This is a genomic window from Paraburkholderia sp. DHOC27, assembly GCF_003429005.1.
Lineage (GTDB): Bacteria > Pseudomonadota > Gammaproteobacteria > Burkholderiales > Burkholderiaceae > Paraburkholderia.
In genome coordinates, this window is the sequence record NZ_QVQV01000004.1 from 309,655 (window position 1) to 324,262 (window position 14,608).

Consider the following 14,608-nt stretch of genomic DNA (forward strand, 5'->3'; position numbering starts at 1 on the left):
GCATTGATTCGGCGCGAGCCGATCTGCTGCTAGCCCTGCCGGACTGCGCGCGCACTGAGCGCGGCACGGACCCGCGCTTCGTCCAGATGATAGTGGCACAACTCGACACCATCGCAGACCAGCACAGGCACGAGTTCGTTATAACGCGCTTCCAGTAGCGGGTCCGCGTCGATATCCACCACGTTTAGTTGCGTGTCGAACTCGGCCAGCAACGGCTCGAGCGCGACGCGCATGTCGTCGCACAGATGGCACCACGCGCGCCCATACAGCGTGAGCGGTGCCGCCGGCGTCATTTCTGCGAGGAGTTGCTGCCACGCGGACGCAGCGGGACGAACTGCGTGTTGTCGCCACGGCGCACGAGCAGCGCCACCATCTTCTGCGAGTCGAGATGGGCAGTCACTTCGTCGAACTGCTTCGCGCTCGAGATGTCCGTGTCGCCCACACGCAGAATCAGATCGCCCTTCGCGAGGCCCGCACGCGCTGCGGGACCATCCACCTGATCGACCTGCACGCCACCATGCACCTTCAGCGTCTTTTGCTGATCGCTTGGGATGTCGCTAACGGCAATACCGAGCGAATTGGTGGCGCGCTGCTTCGGCGGCGGAGTTTGCTTCTCGTCGGCCTTCGCGGTCTTGTCCGGCTGCATTTCCGTGATCGTGATCGGCAGATCGCGCGTCTGGCCTTTACGCCACACGGTAATGGTGGCCTTCGTGCCCGGCTTCGTATCGCCGACCATACGCGGCAAGTCCGTCGCGGTATCGACCGAATGGCCGTTGAACTTCAGGATGATGTCGCCCGCCTGCACGCCCGCCTTGTCCGCCGGACCACCCGGCTCGACGCTGCTCACGAGCGCACCCTCGGCCGTTGGCAGGCCGAGCGATTCGGCGACATCCTTGGTCACTTCGCCGATAGCCACGGCGATGCGGCCACGCGTGACCTTGCCGGTGCTCTTCAACTGATCGGCCACGCGCATCGCTTCGTCGATCGGAATGGCGAACGAAATGCCCATGAAGCCGCCCGTGCGGCTATAGATCTGCGAGTTGATGCCGATCACCTCGCCCTGCATGTTGATGAGCGGGCCACCTGAGTTGCCGGGGTTCACCGGCACATCGGTCTGGATGAACGGCAGATAATCGCCCGTATCACGGCCCTTCGCGCTGACGATACCCGCGGTCACCGTGTTCTCCAGCCCGAACGGCGAGCCGATCGCCACCACCCACTCGCCCACGCGCACTTTGGTCGAATCGCCGATCGTCACCGCCGGCAGATTGGCCGCATTGATCTTGACGACCGCGACGTCCGTGCGGTCATCGACACCGATCAGCTTCGCCTTGAATTCGCGCTTGTCCGTTAGCGTGACGTAAATATTGTCAGCGTCGTCCACCACGTGCGCATTGGTCATCACGTAGCCATCCTGGGACAGGATGAAGCCCGACCCTACGCCACTGCTCTGCTCGGAGTCCGAGTTATCGGGCGTGTCCTGACTGCTGCTGCCGCCGCTGCCACTGCCGCCGCTGCCCCCATTGTCACTGCCGCCATTGCCGTTGTTGTCGCTGGGAGGCGTGCCAGGCTGCTGCGGCATGGGAATGCCGAAGAAGCGGCGAAAGAACTCCGACATGTCGCCGTCATCCATGCCCGGCGGCATTCCGTGGCTGCTACTGCCTGACACACGGGTGGTAGTGCGAATGTTGACGACTGCTGGGCCGACCTTGTCGACGAGATCCGTGAAATCGGGAAGATTGGCTGCGGGAACCGCCGACGCCGTATGCGGTACCAGTGGCAGACAAACTGCCACCACCGCGGCCGCGAGGAATTTGCGCACCGTGAAAGTCGTCATATCGTAGCGAGCCAAGGGATTCGAAGGATGACAGGGACTACTTGGGAGCCTTATATTCTATGGCAGACGCAAATTGCTGCAATGTGGCCTGGGGCACTTCTCCAAGTAGGGTAATCCAGAAATCACCTTGACGCTTAACGAGCACGTGCGTCGCCCCATTGCTACCCGCGCCTTCTTTGCGCGTATTGTTTTCGACCGGCTCGACAAAAATGGAAATCGCGGCCAGCCCGTCGGAGAACACCGCTTGATCGACCGGGATGGGCGGCGCGCTCGCATCCTGCGCTGCCATAGGCCGGCGCAGCTCACGAATCTCGTGGAAGCCGGGCACGTTGGGCGTGATCTGCCAGCCCTGCGCTTCCATGTCCACCGGTTCGACCGGCGGATGCACGACAGTCCAGCCGCTGATGTTGTGAATGCCGTTGACGATTGCGGTCTTGTCGACCGGTACGCCAATACTGATTTGCGAAAACGATAACTGCTCCAGCACCTGGCCGCTCGGGTCCAGCGTCTGTGCGCGCAGCAGAAGGCCCGTTTTCTTGTCCGCCCACAGTTTGTAAGCGAAACGGAACGCGTCTTTCGGGTCGAGTTCGACCACGTCGCTGTCGATTCCCGCTACCCGGTCGGTGCCGAGCAGCTTCGGTTCGTACACCGTCAGCACCTGGTCGCCGCTCGCCGATAGCAGCGCCGGAAACGAATCCTTGTTCTGACGTTTTTCGACGACGCACAAATGCCGTTCGGGGATGAACGTGTACATGTCGTCGTTATGACGCAACATCTTGCGCGGCTTGCCATCCAGACTTTCGAGCTGCTCGAACTCGCCGTCGTTGCGGGTGGCGTAATGGACAATGCGCGAGGTCTGCACGAAGTTGCCGCGCTGATAGACGAACGCGCCTTCGTAGTTCTGTTGCTGCGCGGCCTGGTGGATCCGGTTGAGCAAATCCGCCGCGGTGCGGCGGGCGACGAGCGGGTCGTCAGATTGCGCAAAGACACGCGGTGCGGTGGACAACAATACGGCTGCACAGAAAAGAAATGCCGGCAGCCGCCCCCATATAGTCGTTTTATTCAACCGCAGTGTCTGCATCAGACTATTGGCCTTGCGTGGTCATGGCGGTAGTGCGAAGCAGCGGCATGGAACCCGGCATGACCGGCTGTTGCGCGAACTGCTGATGAGCTTCCAGATATTGGTCGAGGCTGGCGTCACGGATGATATTGCCGTCCTGCACAGGCTGGGCCGCCACGGTGGCCACCGGCGCCATTGCAACGCGCTGCACCGCATCCCCATGCGACTGCACCGACGCCACCTGGCTGATGCCCGGCGTGCCCGACACGCCTTGCAGCTGCGGCACGACGATCCACGTGAGGGTGGCAGCCGCCGCAGCCACGGCAAACGCCGGCACGACGCGGCGACGCAGCGCCAGCAGACGTTTTGCAACCGGCATGGCGGCAGGCGCCAGCACGTGCGGCTCCTGCTCGAAACGCGCGGCGAAGCCGGCGAGGAACGCATTGCTGGCCGCAGGGCTTACCGCCAGATCGTCGGAACGCAGCGCGTCGCCGATCAGGTGGTACTGCGACCAGGAGGCGCGATCCTCGTGATCCAGCCCGGAAATAAACTTGTTCAGATGCTCTTCGCCGAACAACTCACCGTCGACAAAAGCGGACAGACGCTCGCCGCGCGAGCTTGCTTGCGATTGCATCGAGACCGACCCCATGATGCTCCCCATCTAACACACACCCCTAGTGACACCACCTAACCTGGATATTGCCCCATTGCCCCGCCCGGCCAGCCGGTAATTACCAGCGTTTGCCTTCGGGTGTGTCAAGCAATGGTCGCAATTTTGCCGCAATGGCTTCGCGAGCGCGAAAAATTCGTGATCTGACCGTGCCGATCGGGCACCCCATCATCTCAGCGATTTCCTCGTAGCTCAAACCTTCAATTTCACGAAGAGTAATGGCGGTGCGCAACTCTTCCGGTAAAACCGCCATCGCAGCATTGACCGTCTCAGCGATCTGCTTGCTCATCAACATCGACTCAGGCGTGTTGATATCCCTTAGTTGGTCGGCGTCCGAGAAAGTTTCAGCTTCTTCAGCATCTGCTTCGGTCGAGGTAGGTGCACGCCGCCCCTGGGTCGCAAGGTAGTTCTTTGCCGTGTTGACCGCAATCCGGTACAACCACGTATAAAACGCCGACTCACCGCGGAATTGCGGCAGCGCGCGGTACGCCTTGATAAAGGCGTCCTGCGCCACGTCCTCCACCTCAGCGGGGTCGCGCACGAGCCGCGAAATCAACCGGAGGATCTTTCGGTGGTATTTGGAGACCAGAAGCTCGAACGCCGCCTTGTCGCCATTCTGGACGCGTTCAACCAGCAACTGATCAATTTCTTTTTCGCTCACCTGATGAATCCGTTAACTATTGGGTGCATGGCGGGGCACCATTGTAGCGTCCCCATCAAAGCGTCACGTTACCAAGGTAACAGCGGTTACAGTCGTTACAGTCACACGCGGCTGGCGTGTCGCCCGAGCACCGCCAGTTCGCGGAATGCGCCGGCGCCGAGTGCGTCAGCGGCGATCAGTAGATGGCGGGAGCGACCAGACCCGTCCGCGAGCACCAGGATGAGCAGCCGGCCGCTCCACTGCGAAAAGCCGGCAATGCGGCCCTGCGCGATGACACGGCCTGCGCGGGTCCAGAGTGTGAGGCCATCGGGCCCGATTTTGAGGGAAGCCGGTTCGGCACGCCAATGACGGCGTGCCGCCAGCATCAGCAAGGCAAACGTCGCGAGTGCCGCCGGCGTTGCCTGCCACATGCCGAGCCGGGCGCCGAGCGTCGTTTGAACTGCCGCGACTGCGATCAGTATGCACGCCACGGCGACACCGCGCAGCCACACGGACGGCCGCAGGGCGATCAGCGGCGCGCCGGTGGATGATGCCGGCCCGCACTGGGGTGCGGCGCCGGCCTGCAACGGTTGTGACGTCAAATGGTGAGGCCCGGACTCAGGCGCGCTTGAAGACGAGCGTGCCGTTCGTGCCGCCGAACCCGAACGAGTTCTTCAGCGCGACGTCGATCTTCATCTCCCGTGCCGTGTTGGCACAGTAGTCCAGGTCGCACTCGGGATCCTGATTGAAGATGTTGATGGTCGGCGGGGACACCTGATGATGCACGGCGAGCACCGTGAACACGGACTCGAGCCCGCCCGCGCCGCCCAACAGGTGGCCGGTCATTGACTTGGTGGAGTTCACCACCATGCTCTTCGCGTGGTCACCGAAGGCGCGTTTGATCCCGGTGGTTTCCGCGAGGTCCCCGAGCGGCGTCGACGTGCCGTGCGCGTTCAGGTAGTTCACTTCTTCCAGGTTCACGCGTGCGTTCTTGAGCGCCGCCAGCATGCAGCGGCGCGCGCCGTCGCCATCTTCGACCGGAGCGGTCATGTGATAGGCGTCGCCGCTCATCCCATAGCCGCTGACTTCGGCGTAAATTTTCGCGCCGCGAGCCTTGGCGTGTTCGTACTCTTCGAGCACCATGACGCCCGCGCCCTCGCCCAGCACGAAACCGTCGCGGTCTTTATCCCACGGACGGCTTGCCGTTGCCGGGTCGTCGTTGCGCTGCGACAGCGCACGGGCGGCGGCAAAACCACCAATGCCCAGCGGCGACACGGTGGATTCAGCCCCGCCCGCGATCATCACGTCCGCGTCGCCGTATTCGATCAGGCGCGAGGCCTCACCGATGCAATGCAAGCCGGTGGTACACGCGGTGACGATGGCGAGGTTCGGACCTTTAATGCCGAACTTGATGGAGAGATGCCCGGAGATCATGTTGATGATCGAGGCCGGCACGAAGAACGGCGAAATACGGCGCGGGCCGCGATTGAGCAGTTCCGTCTGGGTGACTTCGATCATCGGCAAACCGCCGATGCCCGAACCGACCACCACGCCAACGCGCTCCGCGTTTTCCTCGGTGATCTCCAGACCGCTGTCCTGCATCGCCTGGATGCCGGCAGCCACGCCATAGTGGATGAACGTGTCCATGTGGCGCGCCTCTTTACCGGGGATGTAGTCCTCGATATTGAAGCCCTTCACCTCGCCGGCAAAACGGGTCGTGAAATTCGACGCATCGAACTTCGTGATATTGGCAATGCCCGACTTGCCGGCGACCAGATTGGCCCAGCCGTCGGCAACATTATTGCCAACAGGCGAAATCAGCCCCAGGCCTGTAACAACAACACGACGACGGCTCACGGTAACCTCTTCTTCATAGGTGACAAAAGCAAAAGCCACAGTGATCACAGGAATCGGACCTGTGAGCCCTGTGGCTGTTAACCTGACAAATGCGCTGACAAACGCGCTGACGAACGCGCGGAAACTTGCGCGGGCCGCAGCACGGTGTGCTTAGGCATGGTTTGCTGCGCGAGCAAACGCGCGGTCAGATGCGCCGCTGACCCCGGCTGCGGCATCATCGACAACGCAACCGGCGACACTAACGCCAGTTCCATTGGCAATAACGCCAGCCCCGCAGGTGCCGGAGGCCGGCGCGACAGGGCGTCACACGCAGCCAGCCCAGCGATGCGGGCGCGAATAGCCTTACGCCTTGACGTTGGCGCGGGCGTAGTCGATCGCTTGCTGAACGGTCGTGATCTTCTCAGCTTCTTCATCCGGAATTTCCATGCCGAATTCGTCTTCGAGGGCCATCACGAGTTCGACGGTGTCAAGCGAGTCTGCGCCGAGGTCGTTCACGAACGAAGCTTCGTTCTTGATCTCCGCTTCTGCAACGCCCAGTTGTTCTGCGACGATCTTCTTAACGCGCTGTTCGATATTGTCCATTAACCCCTCCAAGGGAAAAGAAGTTCAAAAATACAGGTGCGCGCATTTTATCAGGTTTGCCCCTGCAAAAAAGCGGCGCGCACGGTTCCAGTCAAGGCATCCCCGCACCCATCTCAATTAACGAGTCGCGGCGCGGATGATAACCGAATGCCGTTACGACATGTACATGCCGCCGTTGACGTGCAGCGTCGTGCCGGTGATATATCCCGCTTGCGGCGAGGCGAGAAACGTGACGGCATGCGCGATGTCTTCCGGATTGCCCAAACGGCCGAGCGGAATCTGAGCCTTGAGCGCAGTTTGCTGTTCCTCGGGCAAGGTTTTGGTCATGTCGGTGTCGATAAAGCCAGGGGCGACGCAATTCACGGTGATATTGCGGCTGCCGATCTCTCGCGCCAGCGCACGCGTCATGCCCGCCACGCCAGCCTTGGCGGCTGCGTAGTTGGCTTGCCCGGGATTGCCAGCCGAGCCCACCACCGAAGTGATATTGATGATGCGGCCGCCACGCGCCTTCATCATCGGGCGCAGCACTGCGCGCGACAAACGGAACACGGACTTGAGATTGGTGTCGATCACCGCGTCCCAGTCGTCGTCCTTCATGCGCATTGCTAACTGATCCTGGGTGATGCCCGCGTTGTTCACCAGCACATGCAGCGCACCGAATTCCTTCACCGTGCCGTCAATCAATGCTTCTGCGGCAGCCGCATCGTTCACGTTCAGCACGGCACCGCGGCCATTCACGCCTTCGGCCTTGAATGCTTCCGTGATCGCATTGGCGCCGCTTTCGCTCGTCGCCGTACCGATTACCGTCGCGCCCTGACGCGCCAGTTCCAGCGCAATGGCGCGCCCGATGCCACGCGACGCGCCGGTCACGATTGCAATCTGCTTCTCGAGAGTCTTTTCCATCTGTCAGTCCGCATTGCCCCGAAGGGCTGAATATTCTTTTGGTTTGTCAGTTTGTCTCGCCGCTCGTCTACGCGCATTCAAGCAGCGTAGGACCGATGCTCAAGCGGCATTCAAGCCGTCACGAGCTTGAGCGTCTCTTCGAGCGAAGCAGGATCGAACACGGAAGCGCCGACCAGATTGCCGTCAATGCGCTTGGTCAGTCCTGCCAGCACCTTGCCCGGGCCGCATTCGATCACATGCGAAACGCCCTGTTGAGCCATCGCCTGCACGCACTCGACCCAACGCACCGGGCCCGCTGCCTGACGCACCAAGGCATCCTTGATGGCGGCCGGTTCGTTCACCACGGCGACATCCACGTTGTTGATGACCGGGATCTGCGGCACCTGCAATTCGACGCTGGCGAGATACTCGCGCAACTGGTCGGATGCGGGCTTGAGAAGCGAGGAATGGAAAGGCGCCGACACCGGCAACGGCAACGCACGCTTGGCACCCTTGGCCTTGGCAATTTCGCACGCCTTTTCAACGGCGGCCTTGTGACCGGCGATGACGACCTGTGCAGGTGCGTTGAAATTCACCGCTTCCACCGTGCCCGCCGAGGCTGCTTCCGCGCACACCGCGCGCACCGTATCGTCATCGAGGCCGAGAATGGCGGCCATGCCGCCGACACCGACCGGCACCGCCGATTGCATGGCCTGAGCCCGAAAACGCACGAGCGGCACCGCGTCGCGAAAGCGCAGCGCACCAGCGGCGACCAGCGCCGTGTATTCGCCGAGGCTGTGTCCAGCAACGATGGCCGGCGCCGGACCACCCGCCGCCTGCCATGCGCGATAGACCGCGTAAGCGGCCGTCAGCATGACGGGTTGGGTGTTGGTGGTCAGATTCAGATCTTCTGCCGGACCTTCGGCGATCAGCTTGCCGAGATCCTGGCCCAGCGCGTCGGAGGCTTCCTGAAGCGTTTCGCGCACGACTGCGTGGTCGGCAAACGCGTTGAGCATGCCGACCGACTGCGAACCCTGCCCAGGAAAAACGAACGCAAATTTCATATCAACCTCAAATTCGATAATTCAGATGCCGACGCTGAACGGCCCGTGCGAAAGCCGATCTCCGTCACCTCACCGCGGACAGCGCACACGCGCCATCACACACAGCGGGTCAATAACGGATGACCGACGCGCCCCACGTGAAGCCGCCGCCCACACCTTCGATCAGCACGTTCTGGCCGCGCTGGATGCGGCCGTCGCGCACAGCGACGTCAAACGCAAGGGGAATGGACGCCGCCGACGTATTGCCGTGCTCGCCCACCGTCACGACCATGCGTTCCTGCGGCAGACCCAGCTTGCGGCACGTGCTCTGCATGATACGGATATTGGCCTGATGCGGAATCAGCCAATCGACCTGTTCCGGAGCGAGTCCGGCTTTGTTAAGCGCCTCGACCGCCACCTTCTCCAGCACGTTGACGGCGAGCTTGAAGACCGCCTGGCCGTCCATATGCAGGAACGCGCTGCCGGCAATCACACCGCCGTTGACGTTGCCCGGGGTACAGAGAATGTTCGAGTGGCTGCCGTCCGCGTGCAGCGCGTTGGCGAGCACACCCGGCTGATCGGACGCACCGAGGATGACCGCGCCGGCGCCGTCGCCAAACAGCACGCAGGTCGTGCGATCGTTGAAATCGAGCAGACGCGAAAACGTCTCGGCGCCAATCACGAGAGCGGTGCGATGCTGACCGCTGCGGATGAAGCTGTCAGCAGTAGCGACGGCATAGGCAAAGCCCGAACACACAGCCTGCACGTCGAAAGCCGCGCCGTTGTTCTTGATGCCGAGTTTGTTCTGGAGCAGACACGCCGTGCTTGGGAACACGAAGTCAGGCGTGGAAGTGGCAACAATGATCAGATCGATCGTTTGCGGATCGACGTCCGCGGCTTCGATGGCGCGACGGGCGGCAATCAGCGCGAGGTCGCTGGTGGCGACGTCAGGTTCCGCAAAGTGGCGGGCGTGGATGCCGGTGCGGGCCACGATCCACTCGTCACTCGTCTCGACACCCTGCTTCGCGAGACGGTCAGCCAGTTCCTGATTGGTGATGCGGCCAGGCGGCAGATAACTGCCGGTACCCAGCACGCGGGAATAAATTGTGGATTCAGCCATTATGCCTTCGAGGAGTGCGCAGCGTAGGGCTCGGCTGGCTGGCCGGCAATCGGGCTTGCGTAGCCCGCGCCGCTTGACTCGCGCGACGCCTGTTCCAGAGAACCTGCATTCTCTTCCATTGCCCGCGCAAGGCGTTCCAGCACGCCGTTTTTGACGGCATCATACCCGCGTTTGATCGCCCACTCAAACGCGTAGGCGTCCGCCGAGCCGTGGCTCTTGATGACGAGGCTGCGCAAGCCCAGCAGCGCCGCGCCATTGTATTGCCGGTGATCGACACGCTTTTTGAAACGCAGCAACACGGGCAACGCCAAAACCGCCATCACCTTGGTCAGCCACGAACGGCCGAATTCTTCCTTGATGATGTTGTTGAGCATCTGCGCGAGACCTTCCGAGGTCTTCAGCGCAACGTTGCCTACGAAACCGTCGCACACGATGACGTCGGTCGTGCCCTTATAGATGTCATCGCCTTCCACGTTGCCGCGAAAGTTCAGTGTACTCGCCCGTAGGAGTTCACCGGCGCGCTTGATGGTCTCGTTGCCCTTGATGACCTCTTCGCCGATGTTGAGCAAGCCGATCGTGGGGCGCTCCTTGCCTTCCAGCGCCGCGACGAGCGCGTGGCCCATCTCCGCGAACTGCAGCAGATGCGACGGCTCGCAGTCGACGTTGGCGCCGAGATCGAGCATCATCGTATAACCGGTGGGATTGGGGAGCGCGAACGCGATCGCCGGGCGTTCGATGCCCGGGAGCGTTTTCAGAACATAACGGGACACTGCCATCAGCGCGCCGGTGTTGCCGGCGGAGATGCAGGCCTGCGCCTCACCTTCCTTGACACGATTGAGCGCTACGCGCATCGAGGAATCTTTCTTCTTGCGCAGCGCGACTTCAACCGGATCGTCCATTGCGACGATCTCGGAAGCAGGCATGACGACCAGTGCGGCCTCGTTCTCTGCCTTTAACTTCTTCAGTTGGGCGCGGATGGCACTTTCGATGCCGACGAGCATCAACTGCGCATCGGGATGCGAACGAACGAAGCTGACCGCCGCGGGAACGGTCACGGACGGGCCGTGGTCGCCTCCCATGCAATCTATCGTGAGCTTTACTGTCATGGAATGCGACGAGTGTCAGGAGCTCTGCATGGGATCGCAGCAAGCGCAAAAACGCTGACTGCGATCGACACAAAAAAGCGGCAGTAAAATGCCGCCTTTCTGTTGAGCCAGGAAAATGTCAAGCGAGCCGATCGCCACGCGAAACGCCGAAGGGCGCAACGCAATGAAACGATTAGTCGTTCTTCGTCTTGACGACTTTCTTGCCGCGATAGTAGCCGTTCGGGCTAACGTGGTGACGCAGATGCACTTCACCCGTGCTCGGCTCAACAGCCAGCGGCGCTGCGTTGAGGAAATCGTGCGAGCGGTGCATGCCGCGCTTCGACGGCGACTTCTTGTTTTGTTGGACTGCCATGATAACTCCTAAAAATTTTCCGAATTCTAACACAGCCCGATACTGCAATCGCCACTGGCCGGATGGCCAACGCGCCGCATCGTGCTCCTATGCAACTGTCTAGTGCTTCTTGCCGCCAGCATCACCCTTTTTGAGCGATTCGAGCGCCGCAAACGGATTGGGCCGTTCAGGCTCGCCGCCTTCTTCAGCTTCATCCGAGCCGGCTTCGTCGCCCTCGCCCTCATCACCCGCCACACCCGACACGAGAGACTCGTGCACGGCAGGGCAAACTTCGTGTTTGGGCACCAACGGCAAACTCAGCAGCAACTCTTCTTCGATCAAGTCGATAAGATCGAAATGGCCTGAACCCACGATCACATCGACTTCATCCTCGTCGAGCGGAAACTCTTCGGCTTCCGCCTCGGTGTTGACGATCCGGTAAGTCGCATCGACGTTGAACGCCTGCAAATACGGCGTAAGACACCGCTGGCATTCGAGCCACGCCGACCCGTGAATCGCCAGCCTCAAATAAGGCTGTGGACCCTCGGTGCCGTCGTCCTGCAACTCCGGTTGCGTTGCCCCTTCGGCCTGCCAGGTGAACGCGGTATCGCGATCTGGCGCTTCCGCCGGGACTTCGTTTAACATGCGCGGCAGTTGCGAGACGCGCACGACACCTGCCGCCTGGCGCCCACTACGCGCGAATTCGAAGAGATCGAGATCATGCGGGTTGGCGAGACCTGCAGGTTTGCCAGGATGTTGAGTCATGTGCGCTCCTGCGTCGGCATGGATTTAGCCGGAGTATATCGGCATGCGGACCGCTTTCGTATGCTTCGTGCGCGCCTGGTAACCGCGGCAACCTTGGTAACCGTACCCAGCAGCAGCATGTAGCAACCGCACATACCGATGAAAAGCCCAAAACTATATCCGTTTTGTCTTTTCGAGTCAAACACTTAAGCCCACATTCGCGAAGCACCGTGCGGCTTGCCTTCTTTCGCTTTTTATTCAGCCTGAATTCACTATGCCGGATACCCCTTCCCGCCCGCCGCGCCTCATTCTGGCGTCCAGTTCGCGCTACCGCCGCGAACTGCTCGAGCGCCTGCGCGTGCCTTTCGAGGTCGCCGTTCCCGCGCTCGATGAAACGCCCCACGCCGGCGAAACGCCCGAAGCCACCGCGCTGCGGCTCGCCGAAGCCAAGGCGCGAACCGTGGCCGCGGGGCTCCCGCCGGGCGAAGTGGCGCTGGTAATCGGCTCCGACCAGGTCGCCACGTACGATGGCCTGCAGATCGGCAAACCCGGCTCGCACGAGAAAGCGCTCGCGCAACTGCAGGCCATGCGAGGCCGCGAGGTGCTGTTTCACAGTGCGCTGTGCCTGTTCGACAGCCGCAACGGCCTGGCGCAAACCCTGGACGTGGTCACGACAGTGCGCTTTCGCAGCCTGTCCGACGCCGAACTGGACGCCTATCTGCGTGCGGAAACCCCGTACGATGTGGCGGGCAGCGCCAAAGCCGAAGGGCTTGGCATCGCGCTGCTGGACGCGATCGAATCCGACGATCCCACCGCGCTGATCGGCCTGCCGCTGATCGCGCTCACACGCATGCTGCTGGCAGCCGGTTTTCCACTTCTGGGGGCGCAATGAGCGGCACTCTGTATCTGATCCCGAACACGCTTGGGGAAGGCGACGCGGAAGCGCTCGATCTGGTGCTGCCAGCGCCGGTGCGGGCCCGCGCCGCCACGCTGCAGTACTACATTGGCGAAAACGCGAAAACCACGCGCGCCTTTCTGAAAAAGGTCGGTACGGAGCGGCCCATCCAGGAAATCGAGATTCGCGAACTCAACGTCAACACGCCGGCCGGCGAGATCGACCAGTTGCTCGCGCCGCTGCTGGCGGGTACAGACGCTGGACTGGTCTCGGAGGCGGGATGTCCGGCCGTCGCCGACCCGGGCGCGCTCCTCGTGCGACGGGCGCACGCGCGTGGCGTCAAGGTCGTGCCGCTGGTGGGGCCCAGTTCGATTCTGCTGGCACTAATGGCGTCTGGCCTGAACGGCCAGAGCTTTGCGTTTCACGGTTATTTGCCGGTGGACGCCGCCGAGCGGGCCAAGCGTCTGCGCGATCTGGAACAGCAATCGCGCAAGGCGAAGCAAACCCAGATCTTTATCGAGACGCCGTATCGCAACAAGGCGTTGCTCGACACGCTGCTCACGACCTGCGCGCCTTCGACGCTTGTCTGTGTTGCGGTGGATTTGACACTGGAAAGCGAGACCATCGCGAGCCGGTCGGTGGCGGACTGGAAAAAGGCGCCCGCCGTGGATCTGCACAAACGTCCGGCGATTTTTCTGCTGCTGGCAGTTTGATGAGTCACGCGCGGCCGCTCGCCGTTTGCAGGGCCGCGCGAAGGACCCCATCAAGGGTCACCCAAAATACCGCGTAAAAGGCCGCGCGCCAGTGCCCCAAAGCACCAGCCCGCGGCCCTGCGCTCAACTCACCGCAAACTCATCTTCCCGCCCAGCAGCATGGCGTGCATTGCCGCGCCACCCACCGCCGCGCCGAACTTGCGGGCCACGCGGTCCGTGATGCTTTCCTTCACCGTGTAGTCCACGATATCCGGAGCCTTGATGATTTCACGCGCCACGTAGTCGGCGTCGCCGAAGCCATCTGCAAGACCCAGGTCGACGCTTTGCTGACCGGTCCAGAAGAGCCCCGAGAAAATGTCCGGCGTTTCGTGCAGGCGCTTGCCGCGGCCTTCACGCACGGCGTCGATGAACTGCTGGTGGATCTGATCCAGCATTTCCTGCGCATGCTGATCCATCTTCGGCGTTTCCGGCGAGAACGGATCGAAAAAGCCCTTGTTCTCACCGGAAGTATGCAGACGCCGCTCCACCCCGAGTTTGTCCATCAAGCCGGTAAAGCCGAAGCCGTCCATCAGCACGCCGATCGAGCCGACGATGCTGGCCTTGTCCACATAGATCTTGTCCGCGGCAGCGGCCGCGTAGTAACCGCCGGACGCGCACATGTCGCCCACCACCACGTACAGCGGGATGGACGGGTACTTGGTGCGCAGACGGCGGATATCCCGGTTGATGATGCCCGCCTGCACCGGACTGCCGCCCGGACTATTGCAGCTCAGGATTACGCCCGCGGTACCCGCGTCGTCAAAGGCGCTTTCCAGCGCGGAGTCGACATCGTCGGCGTTCGCGTTGGTATCTGCGGCGATTTCACCGTCAAGCGTGATCAACGCGGTGTGGCGCCCCGTGGTGGCGACTTTTTCGCCGGAAAAATCGAACACGCCCCACACTACCAGCAACACCAGAATGACAAAGACGAAGCGGAAGAAAATCTTCCAGCGGCGCGCGGCGCGCTGCTCGTTGATCGCCGCGAGCGCGATCCGTTCGAGCGCGGCGCGTTCCCAGCCCGGCTCATTGGAGGGGTTGGGCGTACGCGGTTGATGCGGATCAGGAGTGAGATTGTCGGACATGCGTCGC

The 14,608-nt window shown here is 62.0% G+C and carries 17 protein-coding genes; 2 read left to right on the forward strand and 15 right to left on the reverse strand.

Annotated features, from left to right (window positions below; all coding sequences use genetic code 11):
* Window positions 1-29: 29 nt before the first annotated feature.
* The 14 genes from D0B32_RS16890 to D0B32_RS16955 form a co-directional block, all read right to left on the reverse strand.
* Window positions 30-293: a glutaredoxin family protein gene (locus D0B32_RS16890; RefSeq protein ID WP_117335127.1), complete on the reverse strand. Its 264-nt coding sequence runs from the start codon at window positions 291-293 to the stop codon at window positions 30-32.
* The gene (locus tag D0B32_RS16895) at window positions 290-1,837 is read right to left on the reverse strand and encodes a DegQ family serine endoprotease (RefSeq protein ID WP_117335128.1); all 1,548 of its coding nucleotides are present in this window, start codon (window positions 1,835-1,837) and stop codon (window positions 290-292) included. Before D0B32_RS16895 ends, D0B32_RS16890 begins: the two co-directional genes overlap by 4 nt.
* Window positions 1,838-1,874: 37 nt before the next feature.
* Complete coding sequence (locus tag D0B32_RS16900) at window positions 1,875-2,918, reverse strand: MucB/RseB C-terminal domain-containing protein (protein ID WP_117335129.1); 1,044 nt, start codon at window positions 2,916-2,918, stop codon at window positions 1,875-1,877.
* A 4-nt stretch (window positions 2,919-2,922) separates the two neighbouring features.
* Window positions 2,923-3,546 carry a sigma-E factor negative regulatory protein gene (locus D0B32_RS16905; protein ID WP_117335130.1) on the reverse strand — a complete coding sequence of 208 codons (624 nt, stop codon included), beginning with the start codon at window positions 3,544-3,546 and terminating at the stop codon, window positions 2,923-2,925.
* 82 nt (window positions 3,547-3,628) lie between these two features.
* On the reverse strand, window positions 3,629-4,228 hold the full coding sequence (gene rpoE, locus D0B32_RS16910; protein WP_117335131.1) for an RNA polymerase sigma factor RpoE: 600 nt from the start codon (window positions 4,226-4,228) through the stop codon (window positions 3,629-3,631).
* 101 nt (window positions 4,229-4,329) lie between these two features.
* Window positions 4,330-4,809 carry a protein YgfX gene (locus D0B32_RS33110; protein WP_310591200.1) on the reverse strand — a complete coding sequence of 160 codons (480 nt, stop codon included), beginning with the start codon at window positions 4,807-4,809 and terminating at the stop codon, window positions 4,330-4,332.
* Window positions 4,810-4,825: 16 nt separating this feature from the next.
* Entirely contained in the window at window positions 4,826-6,064 is a 1,239-nt protein-coding gene (gene fabF, locus D0B32_RS16920; RefSeq protein WP_117335390.1) for a beta-ketoacyl-ACP synthase II, read from the reverse strand.
* Window positions 6,065-6,406: 342 nt separating this feature from the next.
* On the reverse strand, window positions 6,407-6,646 hold the full coding sequence (gene acpP, locus D0B32_RS16925; protein ID WP_004197638.1) for an acyl carrier protein: 240 nt from the start codon (window positions 6,644-6,646) through the stop codon (window positions 6,407-6,409).
* 153 nt (window positions 6,647-6,799) lie between these two features.
* Entirely contained in the window at window positions 6,800-7,549 is a 750-nt protein-coding gene (fabG, locus tag D0B32_RS16930) for a 3-oxoacyl-ACP reductase FabG (protein WP_117335132.1), read from the reverse strand.
* A gap of 110 nt (window positions 7,550-7,659) precedes the next feature.
* Entirely contained in the window at window positions 7,660-8,592 is a 933-nt protein-coding gene (fabD, locus tag D0B32_RS16935) for an ACP S-malonyltransferase (protein WP_117335133.1), read from the reverse strand.
* Window positions 8,593-8,701: 109 nt separating this feature from the next.
* Entirely contained in the window at window positions 8,702-9,691 is a 990-nt protein-coding gene (locus tag D0B32_RS16940; protein WP_117335134.1) for a beta-ketoacyl-ACP synthase III, read from the reverse strand.
* Window positions 9,691-10,797, reverse strand: a complete 1,107-nt coding sequence (gene plsX / locus D0B32_RS16945) for a phosphate acyltransferase PlsX (RefSeq protein WP_117335135.1) — start codon at window positions 10,795-10,797, stop codon at window positions 9,691-9,693. The genes D0B32_RS16940 and plsX overlap by 1 nt, the downstream gene beginning before the upstream one ends.
* A 172-nt stretch (window positions 10,798-10,969) precedes the next feature.
* A complete protein-coding gene (gene rpmF / locus D0B32_RS16950; protein ID WP_007741736.1) occupies window positions 10,970-11,149 on the reverse strand; it encodes a 50S ribosomal protein L32 in 180 nt (59 codons plus the stop codon).
* 99 nt (window positions 11,150-11,248) lie between these two features.
* Window positions 11,249-11,893, reverse strand: a complete 645-nt coding sequence (locus D0B32_RS16955; RefSeq protein ID WP_117335136.1) for a DUF177 domain-containing protein — start codon at window positions 11,891-11,893, stop codon at window positions 11,249-11,251.
* 253 nt (window positions 11,894-12,146) lie between these two features.
* Here D0B32_RS16955 and D0B32_RS16960 point away from each other — a divergent pair, with 253 nt between their 5' ends.
* Window positions 12,147-12,764: a Maf-like protein gene (locus D0B32_RS16960; protein ID WP_117335137.1), complete on the forward strand. Its 618-nt coding sequence runs from the start codon at window positions 12,147-12,149 to the stop codon at window positions 12,762-12,764.
* The gene (locus D0B32_RS16965; protein WP_117335138.1) at window positions 12,761-13,480 is read left to right on the forward strand and encodes an SAM-dependent methyltransferase; all 720 of its coding nucleotides are present in this window, start codon (window positions 12,761-12,763) and stop codon (window positions 13,478-13,480) included. The genes D0B32_RS16960 and D0B32_RS16965 overlap by 4 nt, the downstream gene beginning before the upstream one ends.
* A 128-nt stretch (window positions 13,481-13,608) precedes the next feature.
* On the opposite strand, the gene D0B32_RS16970 is transcribed toward D0B32_RS16965, so the two are convergent.
* Window positions 13,609-14,601, reverse strand: coding sequence for a S49 family peptidase (locus D0B32_RS16970; RefSeq protein ID WP_117335139.1), 993 nt, complete (start codon window positions 14,599-14,601; stop codon window positions 13,609-13,611).
* Between the last annotated feature and the right edge of the window lie 7 nt (window positions 14,602-14,608).